Origin of the sequence: Pseudomonas sp. St316 (assembly GCF_018325905.1) — a bacterium.
Classification (GTDB): domain Bacteria; phylum Pseudomonadota; class Gammaproteobacteria; order Pseudomonadales; family Pseudomonadaceae; genus Aquipseudomonas.
On record NZ_AP021901.1, the window covers coordinates 3,014,543 to 3,033,701 of the forward strand.

Sequence of the window (19,159 nt, forward strand, 5' to 3'; positions counted from 1 at the left end):
GATGAAGATTCGCTCACAAATCGGCATGGTCCTGAACCTGGACAAATGCATCGGCTGCCACACCTGCTCGATCACCTGCAAGAACGTCTGGACCAGCCGTGAAGGCATGGAATACGCCTGGTTCAACAACGTTGAGTCCAAGCCTGGCATCGGCTATCCCAAGGAGTGGGAAAACCAGGACAAGTGGAAGGGCGGCTGGATCCGCAACGCTGACGGCTCGATCAACCCGCGCATCGGCGGCAAGTTCCGCGTGCTGGCGAACATCTTCGCCAACCCGGACCTGCCGAGCCTGGACGATTACTACGAACCGTTCGACTTCGACTACCAGCACCTGCACACCGCGCCACTGGGCGAGCATCAGCCCACTGCACGGCCGCGTTCGCTGGTGTCTGGCAAACGCATGCAGAAAATCGAATGGGGCCCGAACTGGGAAGAAATCCTGGGTACCGAATTCGCCAAGCGGCGCAAGGACAAGAACTTCGACAAGATCCAGGCGGACATCTACGGCGAGTACGAAAACACCTTCATGATGTACCTGCCGCGCCTGTGCGAGCACTGCCTGAACCCGGCGTGCGCGGCGTCGTGCCCAAGCGGTGCGATCTACAAGCGCGAGGAGGACGGCATCGTCCTGATCGACCAGGAAAAGTGCCGCGGCTGGCGCATGTGCATCAGCGGCTGCCCGTACAAGAAAATCTACTTCAACTGGAAGAGCGGCAAGTCGGAAAAATGCATCTTCTGCTACCCGCGCATCGAAGCCGGGATGCCGACCGTTTGCGCTGAAACCTGCGTTGGCCGGATCCGTTACCTCGGCGTGTTGCTGTATGACGCCGACCGCATCAGCGAAGTGGCCAGCACTGCCAATGAGCAGGACCTGTACGAGAAACAACTGGAGATCTTCCTCGACCCGAACGACCCGGCGGTGATTCGCCAGGCCCTGGCCGATGGCGTACCGCAGTCGGTCATCGACTCGGCGCAACGCTCGCCGGTCTACAAGATGGCCGTGGACTGGAAACTCGCGCTGCCGCTGCACCCGGAATACCGCACCTTGCCAATGGTCTGGTATGTGCCGCCGCTGTCGCCAATCCAGAACGCCGCCGCTGCTGGTACCGTAGGCATGAACGGGGTGATCCCGGATGTCGACAGCCTGCGCATTCCGCTGCGTTACCTGGCCAACATGCTCACCGCGGGCGATGAAAAACCAGTCAAGCGCGCCCTCAAGCGTCTGCTGGCGATGCGCGCCTACAAGCGCTCCGAACAGGTCGACGGCGTACAGGATCTGCAAGTGCTGGCCGACGTTGGCTTGAGCGTGAACCAGGTGGAAGAGATGTACCGCTACCTGGCCATCGCCAACTACGAGGACCGTTTCGTCGTGCCAAGCGCCCACCGCGAAGACGCCATGAGCGACGCATTCGCCGAGCGCTCCGGCTGCGGCTTCAGCTTTGGCAGCGGTTGCAGCGGCAGCTCCGACACCAACATGTTCGGTGGCAAGAAGGCCAACCGCCGCGACGTGATCAAAACCGTGCAGTTGTGGGAGGAATGAGCATGCGCATTCTCAAGGTGATTTCGTTGCTGCTCGATTACCCGACCGAGACCCTGGTGGCCGGTCGGGATGAGCTGGAACAAGCGATTGTCCAAGCACGGGAAATCAGTCCCAACCAGCGTGCCGGGCTGTTTGAATTGCTGGAAGTGATCTGCGGCAAGGACCTGATGGACGGCCAGGAGCACTACGGTGCGCTGTTCGGCCGGGGGCGTTCGCTGTCACTGTTGTTGTTCGAACACGTGCACGGCGAATCCCGTGATCGGGGCCAGGCCATGGTCGACATGATGGCCCAGTACGAGGAAGCCGGTTTCGCCATCGGCGTCAAGGAACTGCCCGACTACATCCCGCTGTACCTGGAGTACCTCTCCACCCGCGAAGACATCGAGGCCCGCGAGGGCCTGGCCGATGTGGCGCACCTGCTGGCCTTGCTCGCGGCGCGCCTGGACGAGCGTGAAAGCGTCTACGCCAGTTGCTTCCGGGCCTTGTTGCAAATCGCCGGGGCCGAACCCCAGGGCGCGGTCGCCGAGTTGCGTGAGCAAGTGAAGGCCGAGCCACGGGACGACTCCCTCGAAGCCCTGGACAAGATCTGGGAGGAAGAGGCGGTGGATTTCATGAAGGCTGAGCAGCAGGACCGTTGCAGTTCACTGCCCAGCGCGCCAGGCAAGGCGCGGGGCGAAAGCGCGGTGCCGTTGCACTGGGTGGATTTTCAGCATGAAGGGCTGGCCGCAGCGCCAGCCGGGGAGGTGGGTAATGTCTAAATGGGATCTGTTGTTGTTCGGGGTCTACCCCTATGTCGCGTTGGCGATTTGCCTGCTGGGCAGTTGGGCACGGTTTGACCTGTCCCAGTACACCTGGAAGGCCGGTTCCAGCCAGATGCTGAACAAGCGCGGCATGCGCGTAGCCAGCAACCTGTTCCATGTCGGCGTGCTGTTCGTGCTGGCCGGCCACTTCGTCGGCCTGCTGACACCGGCGGCGATCTACCACCACGTGCTGAGCACCGAGAACAAGCAGTTGCTGGCGATGGTCTCCGGCGGTTTCTTCGGCGTGCTGGGCCTGATCGGCCTGGTGATGTTGCTCAACCGTCGCCTGACCGACCCACGGGTGCGTGCCACGTCCAATCCCTCGGACATCCTCGTGCTGGTGGTGTTGCTGGTGCAGTTGGTGCTGGGGCTGATGACCATCGTGGCGTCCACCGCCCACATGGACGGCTCGGTGATGGTGATGCTGGCCGACTGGGCCCAGAACACCGTGCTGTTGCGTCCGGTGGAAGCGGCCACCTCGATCGCACCGGTGGGCTTGGTCTACAAGCTTCATGTGGTGCTGGGCCTGACCCTGTTCGTGTTGTTCCCGTTCACCCGTCTGGTCCATATCGTCAGTGCGCCGGTCTGGTACCTGGGGCGTCGTTATCAAATCGTTCGGCAGAAGTTTTGAGGAGAAGATCATGGCGAGTGGATGCGGATGTGGCGGTGGTGGTGGCGGCAGCGGCGGTTGTGGTTCTTCGGCAAAAGCGGCACCGGTGATGGCGCCGGTTGCCGAGGTCGAACCGACCGGGGCGGTGCAGTTCGAGCCGGCCCAGGCCGGGCCGGCGACAGGCGATGAAGCCGAGCCTCAATTGATTGCCAGCAGTGAGCAGGAATGGCCGATCATCAGCGTTAACGGGGTCTCGATCACCCCGCAGGTGATGGCCCAGGAGCTGCAATATCACCCGGCTGACAGTCGCGAGGAGGCGGTCTACCAGGCCGCGCGGGCTCTGGTGATTCGCGAGTTGCTCCAGCAGCGTATTGCCGAGTTGGGCCTGGCGTTGCAGGTCGGTGCCGGTGAAAACGAAGAGGAAGCAGCGACGCGGTTGTTGCTCGAACGTGAGGTGCAGGTGCCGCAGTGTGACGAGGCCACTTGCCTGCGTTACTACGAAAGCAACCGGACGCGCTTTCACAGCGCACCGTTGCTGGCGGTGCGGCACATCCTGCTCGAATGTGCGCCGGACGATGCCGAGGCGCGCAGCCTGGCTCATGTCCAGGCCGAGCTGCTGCTGGAGCGGCTGGACCAGTTCCCGGGCAGCTTCGCTGAGCTGGCGCTGAAGTATTCAGCATGTCCGTCCAAGGAGCAGGGCGGTTCTCTGGGGCAGATCAGCAAGGGCCAGACCGTGCCTGAGCTGGAGCGCCAGTTGTTCACCCTGCCGGCGGGCCTGGCCAGCAAACCGCTGGAAAGTCGCTACGGCTGGCACGTGATCAGCATCGACCAGCGAATCGATGGCCAACCATTGCCGTATGAAGCCGTGGCGACGGCGATTCGTACCCAGTTGCAGCAGGGAGTGTGGCAAAAGGCACTGGTGCAGTACCTGCAAACCCTGATCGGTGCGGCGGACATTCGCGGCATTCACCTTCAGGGCGCCGACTCGCCGCTGGTGCAGTGAGCACGGGCTCAATCGGGAGATCTTCATGAACGCGGTGTTGCAGGACGGATTTGGGCGCCAGATCGATTATTTGCGGATGTCGGTGACCGATCGTTGTGATTTTCGTTGTGTGTATTGCATGGCGAAAAACATGACTTTCCTGCCGCGCCAGCAAGTGTTGACCTTGGAGGAGTTGCAGCGCCTGGCGCGGCTGTTCGTCGGCCTGGGGGTGAAGAAAATCCGCCTGACCGGTGGTGAGCCGCTGATTCGTCCGGGCATCGTCGGGTTGTGTCGCGAAATCGCGGCGCTGCCCGGCCTGCGGGAACTGGTGATGACCAGCAACGGCTCGCAGCTGGGGCGACTGGCCCAGCCGCTGGTCGAAGCGGGCGTCAAGCGCATGAACATCAGCCTCGACAGCCTGGACGACGAACGCTTTCGGGCGATCACCCGCAACGGCAACCTGGACCAGGTGTTGGCCGGCATTGAAGCGGCGAAGGTGGCCGGGTTCGAGCGGATCAAGCTCAACTGCGTGGTGATGAAAGGGCGCAACTTCGACGAAGTTCCGGCCCTGGTGCAATACGCCATCGACCAACGCATCGACATCAGCTTCATCGAGGAAATGCCGTTGGGTGAGGTCGGGCGTTCCCGGGGCGAGTCGTTCTGTTCCAGCGACGAGGTCCGGGCCGTGATCGCCAGCCATCACCGGCTGCTCGACAGTGCCGAGAACAGCGGCGGGCCGGCGCGCTATGTGCGCCTGGAGCGTCATCCGGATACCCGGATCGGTTTCATTTCACCCAACACCCATAACTTCTGCGCCAGTTGCAACCGCGTACGCATGACCGTCGAAGGGCGGTTGCTGTTGTGCCTGGGGCAGGAGGACTCCCTGGATCTGCGGGGCTTGCTGCGGCGTTATCCGCTGGATGACCAACCGCTGATCCAGGCGGTGCAACAGGCGCTGCGTGGCAAACCGTTGCGCCATGACTTCACCCCGGACGGGGAGGTGCAGATTGTGCGGTTCATGAACATGAGCGGGGGCTGAGCAGTACAGGTCTCACAGGGGATTTGCGGTGGTTGCGGATCCTGCGGTCAGCCCAGAACCAATGTGGGAGCGAGCCTGCTCGCGAAGGCGGTGGGTCAGCTTGCATGGATGTTGACTGTGCTGGCCTCATCGCGAGCAGGCTCGCTCCCACAGGGGCGGCGGCGGTGCGGATCCTGCGGTCAGCCCAACACCCACAGGGGATTTGTGGTGGTTGCGGATCCTGCGGTCAGCCCAGAACCAATGTGGGAGCGAGCTTGCTCGCGAAGGTGGTGGGTCAGCTTGCATGGATGTTGACTGTGCTGGCCTCATCGCGAGCAAGCTCGCTCCCACAGGGGCGGCGGCGGTGCGGATTCTGCGGTCAGCCCAACGCCCACAGGGGATTTGTGGTGGTTGCGGATCCTGCGGTCAGCCCAGAACCAATGTGGGAGCGAGCTTGCTCGCGAAGGCGGTGGGTCAGCTTGCATGGATGTTGACTGCGCTGGCCTCATCGCGAGCAAGCTCGCTCCCACAGGGGCGGCGGCGGTGCGGATCCTGCGGTCAGCCCAACACCCACAGGGGATTTGTGGTGGTTGCGGATCCTGTGGTCAGCCCAGAACCAATGTGGGAGCGAGCCTGCTCGCGAAGGCGGTGGGTCAGCTTGCATGGATGTTGACTGTGCTGGCCTCATCGCGAGCAGGCTCGCTCCCACAGGGGCGGCGGCGGTGCGGATCCTGCGGTCAACCCAACGCCCACAGGGGATTTGTGGTGGTTGCGGATCCTGCGGTCAGCCCAGAACCAATGTGGGAGCGAGCTTGCTCGCGAAGGCGGTGGGTCAGCTTGCATGGATGTTGACTGTGCTGGCCTCATCGCGAGCAGGCTCGCTCCCACAGGGGGGGCGGCGGTGGGATCCTGCGGTCAGCCCAGAATCAATGTGGGAGCGAGCTTGCTCGCGAAGGCGGTGGGTCAGCTTGCATGGATGTTGACTGCGCTGGCCTCATCGCGAGCAAGCTCGCTCCCACAGGGGCGGCGGCGGTGCGGATCCTGCGGTCAACCCAACACCCACAGGGGATTTGTGGTGGTTGCGGATCCTGTGGTCAGCCCAGAACCAATGTGGGAGCGAGCTTGCTCGCGAAGGCGGTGGGTCAGCTTGCATGGATGTTGACTGTGCTGGCCTCATCGCGAGCAGGCTCGCTCCCACAGGGGCGGCGGCGGTGCGGATCCTGCGGTCAGCCCAACACCCACAGGGGCGGCGGCGGTGCGGATCCTGCGGTCAACCCAACACCCACAGGGGATTTGTGGTGGTTGCAAAAATGACTTTTCGAGCCTGAATGTGGCTCGCTCCCGATTCTTGATGCCGATCAATTGCAACCCTGCCATTTGCCCGTACCCTCCACTGCATATTGTGTTTGTAAAAATCAAAAAGCCTATATGTAGTGTCTGGAGCCAAAATGCAGAGCACGTTGATCGCAGTAGGATGTAACCGCTTGCACAAGCGCGATGGCAGTGTGGTTGCCTTTGACGCGGACAAGATCCGCCAGGCGCTGATCGCCGCTGGCAAGGCCACTGGCGAATACGCCGAAGCCGAGGCCGAAGGGTTGCTGGAGGTGGTGCTGGCCCGGTTGGAAGGGCAAACGCGTTTGAGCGTCGAGCAGATCCAGGACCGTGTCGAACGGGTGTTGATGGACGCTGGGTTCTTCCTCTCCATGCGGGCCTATATCGTCTACCGCGAACAACATGGACGCCTGCGTCGGGACCGTCGCACCCTGGTGGAAGTCGCCACCTCGATGAACGAATACCTGGACCGCGAAGACTGGCGCGTGCAGGCCAACGCCAACCAGGGTTATTCCCTCGGCGGGCTGATCCTCAACGTTTCGGGCAAGGTCACCGCCAACTACTGGCTCGACGAGGTCTACAGCCAGGCCATCGGCCAGGCGCACCGCGAAGCCGACCTGCACATCCACGACCTGGACATGCTTGCCGGCTACTGTGCCGGTTGGTCCTTGCGCACCCTGTTGCACGAGGGCCTCAACGGTGTACCGGGTCGGGTCGAGGCTGGGCCACCCAAGCACTTGAGCAGCGCCCTGGGGCAGATGGTCAACTTCCTCGGCACCCTGCAAAACGAATGGGCCGGGGCCCAGGCGTTCAGCTCGTTCGACACTTACTTGGCGCCCTACGTGCGCAAGGACGGGCTCAGCTACGACGAGGTCCGCCAGTCGTTGCAGGAGTTCATCTACAACCTCAATGTGCCGTCGCGCTGGGGCACGCAAACCCCGTTCACCAACCTCACGTTCGATTGGGTCTGCCCGGACGATCTGCGCGAACAGATCCCGGTGATCGGTGGCGAGGAGATGCCGTTCGCCTACGGTGACCTGCAAACGGAAATGGAACTGATCAACCGCGCCTACATCGAGGTGATGCAGGCCGGCGACGCGAAAGGGCGGGTATTCACCTTCCCGATCCCAACCTACAACATCACCCATGACTTCCCCTGGGACAGCGAGAACGCCGATCGGCTGTTCGAAATGACCGCCCGCTACGGCCTGCCGTATTTCCAGAACTTCCTCAATTCGGACATGCAGCCCAATCAGGTGCGGTCGATGTGCTGCCGCCTGCAACTGGACGTGCGTGAATTGCTCAAGCGTGGTGGTGGCCTGTTCGGCTCAGCGGAACAGACCGGCTCCCTGGGGGTGGTGACGATCAACTGCGCGCGCCTGGGCTACCTGTACAAAGGTGATACCAGCGCATTGCTGCAACGCATCGATACGCTGATGGAACTGGCGATGGAGAGCCTGGAGGTCAAGCGCAAGGTTATCCAGCATCACATGGATGCCGGTTTGTACCCCTACACCAAGCGCTACCTGGGCACCCTGCGCAATCACTTCTCCACCATTGGCTTGAATGGCCTGCACGAAATGCTGCGCAATTTCACTGATGACCAGCAAGGCATGCACACCGAGCAGGGCCGGGCATTCGCCCTGAAACTGCTGGATCACGTGCGGGCCACGCTGCTGCGTTTCCAGGAAGAAACCGGCCACCTCTACAACCTCGAAGCCACGCCTGCCGAAGGCACCACTTACCGCTTCGCCAAGGAAGACCTCAAGCGCTACCCCGACATCCTGCAGGCCGGCAGCCCGGTCGCACCGTACTACACCAACTCGTCGCAACTGCCGGTGGGGTTCACCGACGATCCATTCGAAGCCCTGGAGCTGCAAGACGAACTGCAATGCAAATACACCGGCGGCACCGTGTTGCACCTGTACATGGCCGAGCAGATTTCCTCGACCCAGGCCTGCAAACAGCTGGTGCGCAAGGCCCTGGGGCGTTTCCGCCTGCCGTACCTGACCATCACGCCAACCTTTTCCATCTGCCCGGTGCACGGTTACCTGGCCGGCGAACACGAGTTCTGCCCCAAATGCGACGAAGCCTTGCTGCTGCAACAGCAGTTGGCAGGCAGCGTTCACTGATCCGATCCATCCACCGCAAGGAGCTTCATCCATGAGCGCATCACAATCTCTTCCGCAGGCACAGCGTCAACGTTGCGAAGTCTGGACCCGAGTGATGGGGTATCACCGCCCGGTGGCGGCCTTCAACCCGGGCAAGCAATCTGAGCACCGTGAGCGGGTGCACTTCACCGAACGCGCGGCCGGGCGTCCATGAGTCGAGTGCTACGGGTCGGGGGCATGGTGCCCCTGACCACCCTCGATTATCCGGGCCAACTGGCGTGCGTACTGTTTTGCCAGGGGTGTGCCTGGCGTTGTCGTTATTGCCATAACCCGCAACTGATCCCGCCACGCGGTAGCGAGGAGGTGGATTGGTGCCGGGTGCTGGCGTTTTTGCAACGCCGTCAGGATCTGCTCGACGCCGTGGTGTTCAGCGGCGGTGAGCCAACCCTGCAAGACGGCCTGGCGCCGGCCATGGAGGAAGTGCGGCAGATGGGCTTTCGCATCGGCCTGCACAGCGCTGGCATCAAGCCGGCGGCCTTCGCCAAAGTGGTCGGGCAAGCCGACTGGGTGGGTTTCGACATCAAGGCCTTGCCCGAAGATGCCCTGGACGTGACCCGGGTCGAAGGCAGCGGCGCCGCCAACTGGCGCAGTCTCGACCATCTGCTGGCCAGCGGCGTGGATTATGAATGCCGCACCACGGTGCACTGGCATCTGTTCGACCCCGAGCGCCTGTTGACCCTCGCCCGGCGCTTGAGCGAACGGGGCGTCACCCGGTTTGCCGTGCAACTGGTACGTACCGCGCGGATGCTCGATCCGCATCTTTCCAGCGTCTCGGCACACGGCTTGCAACCTGAACTGTGGGCCGCGATGCGCGAGCTGTTTCCTTCGTTCGTGTTGCGCAGTTGACCGAGTGTCGGCGTGAGCGACCGACAGCGGTCCGGGATCACCGGGCCACTCTTTTTTCATGGTTTTCAAATGCGCTGCCAGTGGGCAGGTAGTTGAACAGGGAGCATTTGACATGACCAGACTCACCACCGCCCGACGTATCGTGCTTGGTTTCGCCATCGCGCCGTTGGCCTTGATCGCCTTGACGATCTACGCCTTGAGCGACCTGGCGATGTTGCGCGATCAGGCCGAACAGATCGTCAGGCAGGATTGGCCGAAGATCGATCCGATCATGGTAATCGCCACAGGCGTGCGCGATAACGCCAGGAACACCCGGGACTTGCTGATCGACAAGAACAATGCGCAGGTCCAACAATCGATCGATGCCACCCGGCAACGGATTACCCAGGCTTTTGCCACGCTGGAGCCGCTGTTCGATCAGCCTGAAGGCAAGGCCGCGTATGCCGAGCTGAAGAAGCGCCGCGAGGCCTATGTGGCGGCGTTCGTCCAGGTGCAGGCGTTGATCCGCCAAGGCGCTACGGACGAGGCGATGACGCAGCTCAAGCAAGGCGTGATGCCGGCAGAGCTTGAGGTGTACAAAAGCCTGGATGTGCTGATGGCGATGCAGGGCAAGGTCTTTGTCGAACGTGAACAGTTGGCCCAGGCGCGTTACAGCGATGCGCGGCGCAACATGCTGGCGTTGGTGCTGGCTTGCCTGGCCTTGGTGAGTACCGTGGCGATTCTGGTGACCCGCAGCGTGACCCGTCCCCTGGGCGGTGAACCCAATGACGCGGCGCGGGTGCTTAACCTCATCGCCCAGGGTGACCTGACGATCCGCGTGCCGGTGGGTGTCGGCGCCAACGACAGTGTGATGAGCAACATGCATGACATGCAGCAGAGCCTCAACAGCATGGTTCGGCACATTGCGGCCTCGGTGGATCGGGTGGCCAGTTCCTCCGAAGAACTGAGCGCGGTGAGCAGCCAGACCAGCAGCACCTTGCAGTTGCAAGGGCATGAAATCGAACAGGCCGCCGCGGCCGTGAACCAGATGACCGCTGCGGTGGATGAAGTGGCGCGCAATGCGGTGAGCACCAGCGAAGCCTCGCGAGTGTCCGAGCAAACGGCCCAGCGCGGGCGTGAACAGGTCCAGGAAACGGTCGCTTCCATTACCGCGCTGGCCGAAGGTGTGACGGACAGTTCCGGCCGAATCCAGCAATTGGCCGGGCGGGTGCAGGACATCAGTTCGGTGTTGGATGTGATCCGCAGCATTGCCGAGCAGACCAATCTTCTGGCACTGAACGCTGCCATTGAAGCAGCCCGTGCCGGCGATGCCGGGCGTGGCTTTGCGGTGGTGGCCGATGAAGTCCGGGCGCTGGCTCATCGGACCCAGGATTCAACTCGGGAAATCGAGGGCATGATCGGTAACATCCGCCTGGACAGCGGGCACGCGGTGAGCTCCATGCAAAACAACAGCGAGCTGGTGCAGGCTACGTTGCAAGTGGCCCAGCGTTCCGGCGATGCCCTGGACGAAATCGCCCGCTCGATCTCGCAGATCAACGAGCGCAACCTGATGATCGCCAGCGCCACGGAACAGCAGGCCCTGGTGGCACGAGAGGTGGACCGTAACCTGGTGGGCATTCGCAACCTGTCCGAACAGGTCATGCTGGGCGCCCGGCACACCGACACCGCCGGCCAGGACTTGGCGCAGATGGCCGGGTCACTGCATCAGACGGTGGCGCGGTTCAAGGTGTAGCCATTGCGAGAGTGAGGTGCTCAGCGAAATCGAGCGCTGTACACATCGCCCTGTGGGAGCGAGCTTGCTCGCGATAGCGGTGGGTCAGCTTGCATTGATGCCGAACTTGCCGACGTCATCGCGAGCAAGCTCGCTCCCACAGGGTTTTGTGTCGAGTTCGGGGGATCACCATCCCCAGAACTGTAGCCACCAGCCATACCCCACCAGGCCGCTGGCCAATACCAGGCAGGCCATGGCGGCCAGTCGCTGAACGGGTGATGCGGCGGTCTGTTCCAGGCGTTTGTAACCCAGCCACAGGCTCCAGGCAATCGCCGCTAGCAACAGACCGGCTCGCGCCGGCTGGACCCATTCAAGCAACAACCCTTCATAACGCAGCAGTTTGACCGTGGTGGCCGACAAGCCGAGGAACAACCCTGCACCGCCAAGGGGCGTCAGGGTGATGGCCAAGGGCCAATATTGTGCGCTATCCCCGAGAGGCGTGCCGCCAGGCGCATCAGCAGCGTCAGCGAAGTGCCTATCAGCAGCGCACTCATGCCCAGGTACGCGACGATGCAAAATCCATCGAGCCAACTGAAACTGTCATTGAGTTGCGGATAGTGCGTCAGCAGCCACCAGGGCGCGTTGTCCTGGAGCGCCCAGAGCCAATCGTGACTGACCAGCCATTGGGCCAGGCTTTGTTTGAGGGCAATGAACCAAGGGCTGACGGTCCACTGGAAGGCGCCCATGGCCAGGCCTATGACACCGAACAACAGCAAGCGAACATCCCAGGATGAGAGGGTGTTAGCCGTGGAGTGCAGGATTTCTTCGTTGCTGGAGCGGGCAATCAACCGCACCGCATCGCGTTGGCCACTGCATCGACCACAGGCGTGGCAATCGGCGGCGCCGCGCATACGGCGGATGTCCAGCAAGGGCGCGCAGTTGGGAGGAGGGCGACGTGGTGCCGGGTTTTCCAGCCAGCGTTGTTCGTCGACCTGAAAGTGCACCGGTGCCAAGCGAGCGAGTAGGGAAAAGACGCCGCTGACCGGGCACAGGTACCGGCACCACACCCGCTTGCCCCGGGCGAACAACAGGCCGACGATCACCGCGGCGACCGTCGAGCCCCCCAGGATCAATAGCGCAGCCTGGGCGTAGTCGTAGACGCTGATCAGTTGACCGTAGAGGGTGGTCAGGCTGAACGCCAAGGTCGGCCACCCAGCCCAGCGCAACCCGCGTGGCATTCCCAGGCCCTTGCCATACTGGCTGGCCCATTCACTCAAGGCGCCTTCGGGGCACAGCACGCCACACCAGAGGCGACCGAACAACACGATCGACAGCAACACGAACGGCCACCACAGGCCCCAGAACAGGAACTGCGCCAGCAGCGTGAGATTGTCGAACAGGCGTGCCTGACCGCTGGGCAATGGCAGCAGGGCCGGCACCACCAGCAGCACCGCGTAGAACAGCACCACCGCCCATTGCACGGCACGAATGGTTGCGCCATGGCGCCGCATGCCGTCGCCCAGGCGTTGGAGCCAGGGGTTCAGGTCGGGCATGGCAGGTTTTCCGCCTTGCGCGGCCACAGCCAGCCTGCGACGACGCCCCAATAGCCCAGCCACACCAGCAGCGTCATCGCACTCGGGCTTGCGCGATACCCGGTGAAGTCCGCGAGGAACCCGCCCAGACCATGGCCGTCGTCGAGTATCGCGCTGCTGTCCCACAGTGCGTCGCCAATGCCGCGATACACCGCCTCAGGCCAATCCATCGCGAGCAGTTGCCCGCCGACCCGCTCGATACCGCTGACCAGCAACGCCGCCCCCAACAGCAGCAGGATCGCTTCGCTGATGGCAAAGAAACGTGGCCATGAGATGAACCGGCGGCTGCTGTGCAGCAAGGAGACGGTCAGCAGCGACAGCACCAGCCCGGCCAGCGCGCCCACAGCGAACAAGCCCAGTTGCGGCCCTTGCAGACGCGCACCAGCGCCATACAGGAACACCACGGTTTCACTGCCTTCGCGGCTGACCGCCAGCAACGCCAGCACCAACAGCCCCAGGCCGCCCTGGCGGCTCAGGCGCAGGTCGGCGTGGCGCGTCAGGTCATGCTTGAGCGTCCTCGCGTTTCGGTGCATCCAGCCGACCATCTGCACGATCAGCAGGCTGGCGACCAGTGCCAACGATGCCTGGAACCATTCATTGGCCGTCCCGCTCATGGCCTCGCCGGCCAGCAGGATCAGGCCGGCCAGTACGCCCGAAAGCAACAGGCCCAGCGCCGCGCCGGTCCATACATAGCGCAACAGCTGGCTGGACTGTTGTTGCCGGCTGACCCAGGCCTGGAGAATCCCGATCACCAATAACGCCTCGACGCTTTCGCGCCAGACAATAAACATTGATTGAGTCATGCAAATGCCTCTTGCTGGCCGATTACTGGGCGAGAATCCCGCCCTCGGGCAGTTGCGGATTGAATTCGTCGAAAAACGGATAGTGCCCGGGGCGTAGCGGGTGGATGACCACGAACGTGGTGACGCCGGGCGAGAGCACTTTCTCGACGCGCAATGGTGTGCTTTCGAACTCCGCCGGACCCTGGCCGATGTTTTTCAGCACGATCTTGAACCGTTGCCCGGCCGGCACTTGCAGTTGCGACGGTGTGAAATGCCCATCGCGGATGCTCAGCTCGTAGGTCGGCAATTCGGCATGGGCGATCGAGGGCAGTAGCAAACCGGCCAGCGTCAACCAGGCCAGGCGTCGATGAGGCGCGAGGTGCCGGAGGCAGGAAGAGCAGCGCATGCTCAGTACCCGCCTTTTTTACCGATCCCGGCGTAGACGAATTCGTAATGCAGTTCGCAGCGTTCGAACCATGGTGCCACGCCGGTTTCCTTGTCGGTATGGCGGCCGAGGGAGCCATGGCCGCCAGGTGGCAGGACGGTGAACGTCAGTTGATATTTGCCAGGGCCGAGCAGCTTGACGTTGTCGCCATAGTGCGGCCCGTCATTGGCGACCATGGCGTGGAAGTCACCCTTGAGCTCAGTGTCGTTGCCTTGTTTCTTCAGTTGGAACGACACATTGAGGTAGGGCACGAAACTGCCTTCCTGGAAACCCTGCTGGTTGTTCGCCGTGGCGCGGATGTCGGCTTCCAGGTGCACGTCGGAATCGGCTGTGGCGCGCATCATACCGGCCGGGGCCATTTCAATCGGCTGCAAATACACCGCACCGACCTCCAGTCCTGGGCACAGTTGCGGTTCGCCGATGGGGTATTCCTTGGCCTGGGCCAGTGGTGCGAGAAACAGCAAGGCCAGAGGCAGAGTTGCAAGTGTGCGCATGATGACTTCCTGGTTGGCTAAATGATGGCGCCGAGTCTAGGAAGCTTTGCTGCGAATAATAATGATTCTTGTCAATTTTCAGCGCGAATTTTTGAACGCCGAATGCCGATTCGATTCTGCACGGTTGTTCTTGATCGGGATCAAGGGGCACTGCGCCCCGACGCTGTAGGGTGCGGGTACACCCATCAGTTATACGGGGTCGTCATGGCAAAGCCCTTTCCTATCAGTCCCAAACATCCCGAGCGCATTTGCTGGGGGTGTGACCGTTACTGTCCGACCAGTGCCTTGGCCTGCGGCAACGGTGCCGATCGCACGATGCACCCGGCCGAGATGATCGGGGAGGATTGGTACCTGCATGGGGATTGGGGGTTGGAGCTGGTCGACATTACCGCCAAGGTCATCGATCCAAGCGCCACTCACGTGAAGGAAGAAGGCAAACCTGTGGCCAGGGATTGATCTCGCTCGGTTGCGCAGTGACCGCAACTTCTTGGAGCTGCTGCGCACCCAGCGGGAGCAAGCTCCCTCGCCACAGTGGATCACACTTGTCTTAGAGCTTCGGCAATTGCCCGATCCGCCCCATCATCTCGGTCACGATCTGCAAGTCCAGCAGGAACTGCTCCACCGTCTTGAACTCATTGTCGTTGTGACCGGTGTACTTGACGTCGGGCATGGCCAGGCCGAACTGCACGCCATTGGGCAAGTCATGAACCGAAGTGGCGCCGGCAGAGGTGCCGTACTTGTGTTCCATGCCCAGGTTTTCACTTGCCACGGCCAGCAGTGCCTTGACCCATTCACCCTCAGGGTTGCGGTACATCGGTTCGTCAATGGAATAGTCGAAGGCCACCGCGACGTCGGACTTCTTGCTCCAGGCGGCCAGTTTGTCGGCGATGTCAGTCTTCAGGGCTTGCGTGGACTTGCCCACCGGCACCCGCAGGTTGACCGCCAACTTGAAGGTCTTCTCATCCATGCCGACGTAGGTCAGGGACGCGGTCAGCGGGCCCATGAAGGCGTCGGAAAAACCAATGCCCAGTTTGCTGCCCAGATAGTCCAGGCCCCAGTTGTCGGCGGCATAGCGGGCGGCGTCGGTGATGTGGTTGCGTTTGAGCGCGACCTTGCCATCGAGGCCGTTGATGAAGTCCAGCATCCTTGCCACCGGGTTGACGCCTGACTCGGGCTCGGAGGAGTGGGCGGAAACGCCGGTGAAGGTCAGTTGAACGTCCTTGCCGACGACCTGGCTGGTCACCTCGAAGTTACCGCCATTGCGCTTGGCATAGTCGGTACCGGCCTTGAGCAGGCTGGCAGCCAGTTCGGCGGGCTTGTCGCTGGCGAAGGTGGCAACGGACGTCGACGGAATCTGATTGGTCGCCAGGCCGCCCGTCAGCGCGGTAATTTCTGCCCCCTTGCCCTGTGCGGCGCGCCGGGTGAAGTTCGCCATGACGGTGCCGTAGCCTTTCTCGGCAATCACTACGGGGTAGCCGCCATCCAGCGCCAGGTTGTAGTTGGGCGTCGGGTTGCGTTCGAAATAATAGGGGATGGCGTCGCCGCTGGTTTCCTCGGTGGTGTCGACCAGCAGTTTGAAGTTGCGCGCCAGCGGCAGTTTTTCTTCCTTGATGATTTTCATGGCATAGAGCGCGACCACGATGCCGTTCTTGTCGTCTTCGGTACCGCGGCCATACATGCGGTCGCCCACCAGGGTGACCTTGAACGGGTCGAGGCGGGTGCCATCTTTCAACACCCAGTTTTCTGGCGTTACCGGCACCACATCGGCATGGGCGTGAATGCCCACGACTTCGTCGCCGCTGCCTTCGAGGGAAATCTCATAGACGCGGTTGTCGACATTGCGGAAGTTGAGGTTGAACGCCTCGGCCAGGCTTTTGATCTTGTCGGCGATCTTGAGGAACTCCGGGTTCTCGTGCTGGGCAACGCCGTCCTTGCGAAAGGTCGGGATGGCGACCAGTTCCTTGAGTGTCTCGGTGGCCGCTTGGCCGTATTTGACTCGGGCATAGAGGCCCAGCAGGCGGTGGATTTCGTTCTGCTGTTCAGCGGAAAGGGCTTTGTTGCCTTCGAACGCGCTGATGGCCGGGCCGAGGTTGGCGGTTTTGCCCAGGTCGCTCTTGGCCACCTCTGTCAGGAATTGCCTGAAATCGGGGGCTGAGGTGTTGGAGAAGGTTTTGACGAGGGCTGCGCCCTGTTGGGCGGTGATGTTGGCGAAGGCCGGCGTGGCCATCGATGCAAGGCCGGACAGCATCAGGGTGGCTATGGCCAGGTGTTTGAGCGAGAAGTCCATTGCTGGGCATTCCTTTGCAGGCGGTAGGTGGGAAGTGTCTGATTTGATGACACAAACGCTTGCAACCTAACACCGCGAGGAAGTAGTGGGGGAGTCCTGCAGGAAAATCTGTCGCACAGCGAAGCAAAAACGGCGCACAAATGAAAAATGGCGCAGGGCCATCAAATACCCGAGAACCTATGTGGGAGCGAGCTTGCTCGCGATGGCGGCGCCACATTCAACATCGATGCAGGCAGACCCACCGCTATCGCGAGCAAGCCCGCTCACACAGGGAATCGGTGCCGGATACCAAGTGCCGTGAACACCCGCAATCCACTGTGGGAGCGAGCTTGCTCGCGATGGCGGCGCCACATTCAACATCGATGCAGGCAGACCCACCGCTATCGCGAGCAAGCTCGCTCCCACAGGGAATCGGTGCCGGACACCAAGTGTCGTGAACACCCGCAACCCACTGTGGGAGCAAGTGCTCCCACAGGTGCGCATTGCTTAATGCGGTGCGCGAGGGATTGTCTTGAGCAGGTCTTCAGGGCTGATGTAGCCGACCACGGGCTGCGCCGTGCTGCCGGGCAGTGGCAGGTCCAGGATGTGTCCCTTGATCTTGCCGACCACATGCATTTCGCAGGGCTTGCAGTCGAACTTCAGCGTCAGCACTTCATCCCCGTGTATCAGTTGCATCGGTGCCACTTTGGTGCGCACGCCGGTGACGCCCTTGGCCTGCTTGGGGCAGAGGTTGAACGAGAAGCGCAGGCAGTGCTTGGTGATCATCACCGGCACTTCGCCGGTCTCCTCGTGGGCCTCGAACGCCGCGTCGATCAGCTTGACGCCGTGACGATGATAGAAGTCGCGGGCCTTCTGGTTGTAGACGTTGGCCAGGAACGACAGGTGCGATTCCGGGTACACCGGCGGCGGGCTGGTCTCGGCCTTGCGGCCGCCGCGTGGGTGGGCTTGGATGCGGGCGGCGGTCAGGGCCTCGATGGCTTCGCGACGCAAAGCCTTGAGCTGCGAGTTGGGGATGAAGAACGCCTGGGGCGCATCCAGCTCGATCGCGGTGGCGTGGTATTCGGTGGTGCCTAGCTGGCCAAGCAGGTCGTGCAACTGCTCCAGGGCCTGTTCCGGCTTGTTGGCCACGCCGAACGGCCCATCCAGGGCGACGCTGGCGCTGATGCCTTCCTCGCTGGTGGCGGTCAGTTCCAGGCGCGCTTCACGCAGGCGTGCAACCCAGGACAGGCCTATGCGGCGTTCGGAGGAGGTCTTGAGCAATGCGTGCTGCCAGTTGTGGTCCAGGTTGCGGCTCAACGGGTGGTTGGGGCGCAACTGGTACATGCCGGCCGGCATCTCGTTGGGTTCGACGCGGTAGCGGTAACGCTTCTGGCCGTCCTCTTCGAACTCACCCTTGGGCTCGGCGATGTTGGCACGGAAACCGACGACTTCGCGCTTGACCAGCACATTGAGGCCGTCGCCGTTGGACAGCGGATCGAAGGTCACTACCTGCAGGTCGCGCTTGCCGACTTTCTCCACCACGCCCACCGGCACGCCGGTAAAGGTCGGCGAATCGAAGGCGCCAATGTCGATCTTGCGTTCGCTGACGAAATAGTCGGTGCTGCCACGGTGGAAGGTCTTGTCCGGGTCGGGGACGAAGAAGTGCGCGGTGCGGCCGCTGGACGCGCGGGCCAGGTCCGGACGGTCTTCGAGGACATCGTCCAGGCGCTGGCGGTAATAGGCGGTGATGTTCTTCACATAGCCCATGTCCTTGTAGCGCCCTTCGATCTTGAATGAGCGCACGCCGGCTTCGACCAGGGCGCGGATGTTGGCGCTCTGGTTGTTGTCTTTCATCGACAGCAGGTGTTTTTCGTAGGCAACCACCCGGCCCTGGTCGTCTTTTAGGGTGTAGGGCAGGCGACAGGCCTGGGAGCAGTCGCCACGGTTGGCGCTGCGGCCGTTCTGGGCGTGGGAGATGTTGCACTGGCCGGAAAACGCCACGCACAGCGCGCCGTGGATGAAGAATTCGATGGCCGCGTCGGTCTCATCGGCAATGGCGCGGATTTCCTGCAGGTTCAGCTCACGGGCCAATACCAGTTGCGAGAAACCCGCCTGGTCGAGGAACTTTGCCCGGGCCAGGGTGCGGATGTCGGTCTGGGTGCTGGCGTGCAGCTCGATGGGCGGAATATCCAGCTCCATCACCCCCAGGTCCTGGACGATCAGCGCATCGACGCCGGCATCGTACAACTGGTGGATCAGTTGGCGGGCCGGTTCCAGCTCGTTGTCGTGCAGGATGGTGTTGATCGTGGTGAACACCCGGGCATGGTAGCGATGGGCGAACTCCACCAACTGGGCGATATCGCCCACTTCGTTGCAAGCGTTGTGACGCGCGCCGAAACTCGGGCCACCGATGTACACGGCGTCAGCGCCATGCAGGATGGCCTCGCGGGCGATGGTCACGTCGCGGGCGGGGCTGAGCAATTCCAGATGATGTTTGGGCAAGGACATTTGTTTTTAGTCAGGCTGGTCACGGTCGAAGCGAGCATTGTAGCCGCCAGGCGCCTTGCAGG

Annotated in this window: 15 protein-coding genes and 1 pseudogene; 10 read left to right on the top strand and 6 right to left on the bottom strand. The window is 62.3% G+C overall.

What is annotated here, in order from left to right:
- Position 1 precedes the first annotated feature (1 nt).
- From narH to KI237_RS13655, 9 genes are all read left to right on the top strand, one after another.
- The gene (narH, locus tag KI237_RS13615) at positions 2-1,540 is read left to right on the top strand and encodes a nitrate reductase subunit beta (protein ID WP_025213361.1); all 1,539 of its coding nucleotides are present in this window, start codon (positions 2-4) and stop codon (positions 1,538-1,540) included.
- Between the two features lie 2 nt (positions 1,541-1,542).
- Positions 1,543-2,298: a nitrate reductase molybdenum cofactor assembly chaperone gene (gene narJ, locus KI237_RS13620; protein WP_212800251.1), complete on the top strand. Its 756-nt coding sequence runs from the start codon at positions 1,543-1,545 to the stop codon at positions 2,296-2,298.
- On the top strand, positions 2,291-2,971 hold the full coding sequence (gene narI, locus KI237_RS13625; RefSeq protein WP_212800252.1) for a respiratory nitrate reductase subunit gamma: 681 nt from the start codon (positions 2,291-2,293) through the stop codon (positions 2,969-2,971). The genes narJ and narI overlap by 8 nt, the downstream gene beginning before the upstream one ends.
- 10 nt (positions 2,972-2,981) lie before the next feature.
- Positions 2,982-3,953 carry a peptidylprolyl isomerase gene (locus KI237_RS13630; RefSeq protein WP_212800253.1) on the top strand — a complete coding sequence of 324 codons (972 nt, stop codon included), beginning with the start codon at positions 2,982-2,984 and terminating at the stop codon, positions 3,951-3,953.
- A 25-nt stretch (positions 3,954-3,978) separates the two neighbouring features.
- Complete coding sequence (gene moaA / locus KI237_RS13635; protein WP_212800254.1) at positions 3,979-4,971, top strand: GTP 3',8-cyclase MoaA; 993 nt, start codon at positions 3,979-3,981, stop codon at positions 4,969-4,971.
- A gap of 1,427 nt (positions 4,972-6,398) precedes the next feature.
- Positions 6,399-8,414: a ribonucleoside triphosphate reductase gene (locus KI237_RS13640; RefSeq protein ID WP_212800255.1), complete on the top strand. Its 2,016-nt coding sequence runs from the start codon at positions 6,399-6,401 to the stop codon at positions 8,412-8,414.
- A 31-nt stretch (positions 8,415-8,445) separates the two neighbouring features.
- Positions 8,446-8,607 (top strand): anaerobic ribonucleoside-triphosphate reductase, encoded by a 162-nt coding sequence (nrdD, locus tag KI237_RS30735; RefSeq protein WP_109756121.1) that lies wholly within the window; start codon positions 8,446-8,448, stop codon positions 8,605-8,607.
- Positions 8,604-9,299 (top strand): anaerobic ribonucleoside-triphosphate reductase activating protein, encoded by a 696-nt coding sequence (locus KI237_RS13650; protein ID WP_249410732.1) that lies wholly within the window; start codon positions 8,604-8,606, stop codon positions 9,297-9,299. Before nrdD ends, KI237_RS13650 begins: the two co-directional genes overlap by 4 nt.
- Positions 9,300-9,411: 112 nt before the next feature.
- Positions 9,412-11,031, top strand: a complete 1,620-nt coding sequence (locus KI237_RS13655; protein ID WP_212800256.1) for a methyl-accepting chemotaxis protein — start codon at positions 9,412-9,414, stop codon at positions 11,029-11,031.
- A 165-nt stretch (positions 11,032-11,196) separates the two neighbouring features.
- On the opposite strand, the pseudogene KI237_RS13660 reads toward KI237_RS13655, so the two are convergent.
- The 4 genes and pseudogenes from KI237_RS13660 to KI237_RS13675 all read right to left on the bottom strand — a co-directional run bounded on the left by KI237_RS13660 (position 11,197) and on the right by KI237_RS13675 (position 14,323).
- A pseudogene (locus KI237_RS13660) lies at positions 11,197-12,563 on the bottom strand (4Fe-4S binding protein).
- A complete protein-coding gene (locus KI237_RS13665; protein WP_212800257.1) occupies positions 12,551-13,405 on the bottom strand; it encodes an FTR1 family iron permease in 855 nt (284 codons plus the stop codon). The pseudogene KI237_RS13660 and the gene KI237_RS13665 overlap by 13 nt, the downstream one beginning before the upstream one ends.
- A gap of 22 nt (positions 13,406-13,427) precedes the next feature.
- Positions 13,428-13,790 carry a cupredoxin domain-containing protein gene (locus KI237_RS13670; RefSeq protein WP_212800258.1) on the bottom strand — a complete coding sequence of 121 codons (363 nt, stop codon included), beginning with the start codon at positions 13,788-13,790 and terminating at the stop codon, positions 13,428-13,430.
- A gap of 2 nt (positions 13,791-13,792) precedes the next feature.
- Positions 13,793-14,323 carry an iron transporter gene (locus KI237_RS13675; RefSeq protein ID WP_212800259.1) on the bottom strand — a complete coding sequence of 177 codons (531 nt, stop codon included), beginning with the start codon at positions 14,321-14,323 and terminating at the stop codon, positions 13,793-13,795.
- A gap of 204 nt (positions 14,324-14,527) precedes the next feature.
- Between KI237_RS13675 and KI237_RS13680 the strand changes: the two genes are divergently transcribed.
- Complete coding sequence (locus KI237_RS13680) at positions 14,528-14,779, top strand: DUF3079 domain-containing protein (RefSeq protein WP_212800260.1); 252 nt, start codon at positions 14,528-14,530, stop codon at positions 14,777-14,779.
- 91 nt (positions 14,780-14,870) lie between these two features.
- Here the strand turns inward: KI237_RS13680 and KI237_RS13685 are convergent, their stop codons facing one another.
- Positions 14,871-16,610, bottom strand: a complete 1,740-nt coding sequence (locus tag KI237_RS13685) for a dipeptidase (RefSeq protein WP_212800261.1) — start codon at positions 16,608-16,610, stop codon at positions 14,871-14,873.
- A 486-nt stretch (positions 16,611-17,096) separates the two neighbouring features.
- Entirely contained in the window at positions 17,097-19,097 is a 2,001-nt protein-coding gene (locus tag KI237_RS13690) for a peptidase U32 family protein (RefSeq protein WP_212800262.1), read from the bottom strand.
- Positions 19,098-19,159: the final 62 nt, after the last annotated feature.

Excerpts from the sequence above, each read along its gene's own strand:
- KI237_RS13675 (WP_212800259.1), bottom strand. The coding sequence starts at position 14,323 with ATGCGCACACTTGCAACTCTGCCTCTGGCCTTGCTGTTTCTCGCACCA.
- narI (WP_212800252.1), top strand. The coding sequence starts at position 2,291 with ATGTCTAAATGGGATCTGTTGTTGTTCGGGGTCTACCCCTATGTCGCG.
- KI237_RS13650 (WP_249410732.1), top strand. The coding sequence starts at position 8,604 with ATGAGTCGAGTGCTACGGGTCGGGGGCATGGTGCCCCTGACCACCCTC.
- narJ (WP_212800251.1), top strand. The coding sequence starts at position 1,543 with ATGCGCATTCTCAAGGTGATTTCGTTGCTGCTCGATTACCCGACCGAG.
- nrdD (WP_109756121.1), top strand. The coding sequence starts at position 8,446 with ATGAGCGCATCACAATCTCTTCCGCAGGCACAGCGTCAACGTTGCGAA.
- KI237_RS13670 (WP_212800258.1), bottom strand. The coding sequence starts at position 13,790 with ATGCGCTGCTCTTCCTGCCTCCGGCACCTCGCGCCTCATCGACGCCTG.
- moaA (WP_212800254.1), top strand. The coding sequence starts at position 3,979 with ATGAACGCGGTGTTGCAGGACGGATTTGGGCGCCAGATCGATTATTTG.
- KI237_RS13680 (WP_212800260.1), top strand. The coding sequence starts at position 14,528 with ATGGCAAAGCCCTTTCCTATCAGTCCCAAACATCCCGAGCGCATTTGC.
- KI237_RS13690 (WP_212800262.1), bottom strand. The coding sequence starts at position 19,097 with ATGTCCTTGCCCAAACATCATCTGGAATTGCTCAGCCCCGCCCGCGAC.
- KI237_RS13665 (WP_212800257.1), bottom strand. The coding sequence starts at position 13,405 with ATGACTCAATCAATGTTTATTGTCTGGCGCGAAAGCGTCGAGGCGTTA.
- KI237_RS13630 (WP_212800253.1), top strand. The coding sequence starts at position 2,982 with ATGGCGAGTGGATGCGGATGTGGCGGTGGTGGTGGCGGCAGCGGCGGT.
- narH (WP_025213361.1), top strand. The coding sequence starts at position 2 with ATGAAGATTCGCTCACAAATCGGCATGGTCCTGAACCTGGACAAATGC.
- KI237_RS13655 (WP_212800256.1), top strand. The coding sequence starts at position 9,412 with ATGACCAGACTCACCACCGCCCGACGTATCGTGCTTGGTTTCGCCATC.
- KI237_RS13640 (WP_212800255.1), top strand. The coding sequence starts at position 6,399 with ATGCAGAGCACGTTGATCGCAGTAGGATGTAACCGCTTGCACAAGCGC.
- KI237_RS13685 (WP_212800261.1), bottom strand. The coding sequence starts at position 16,610 with ATGGACTTCTCGCTCAAACACCTGGCCATAGCCACCCTGATGCTGTCC.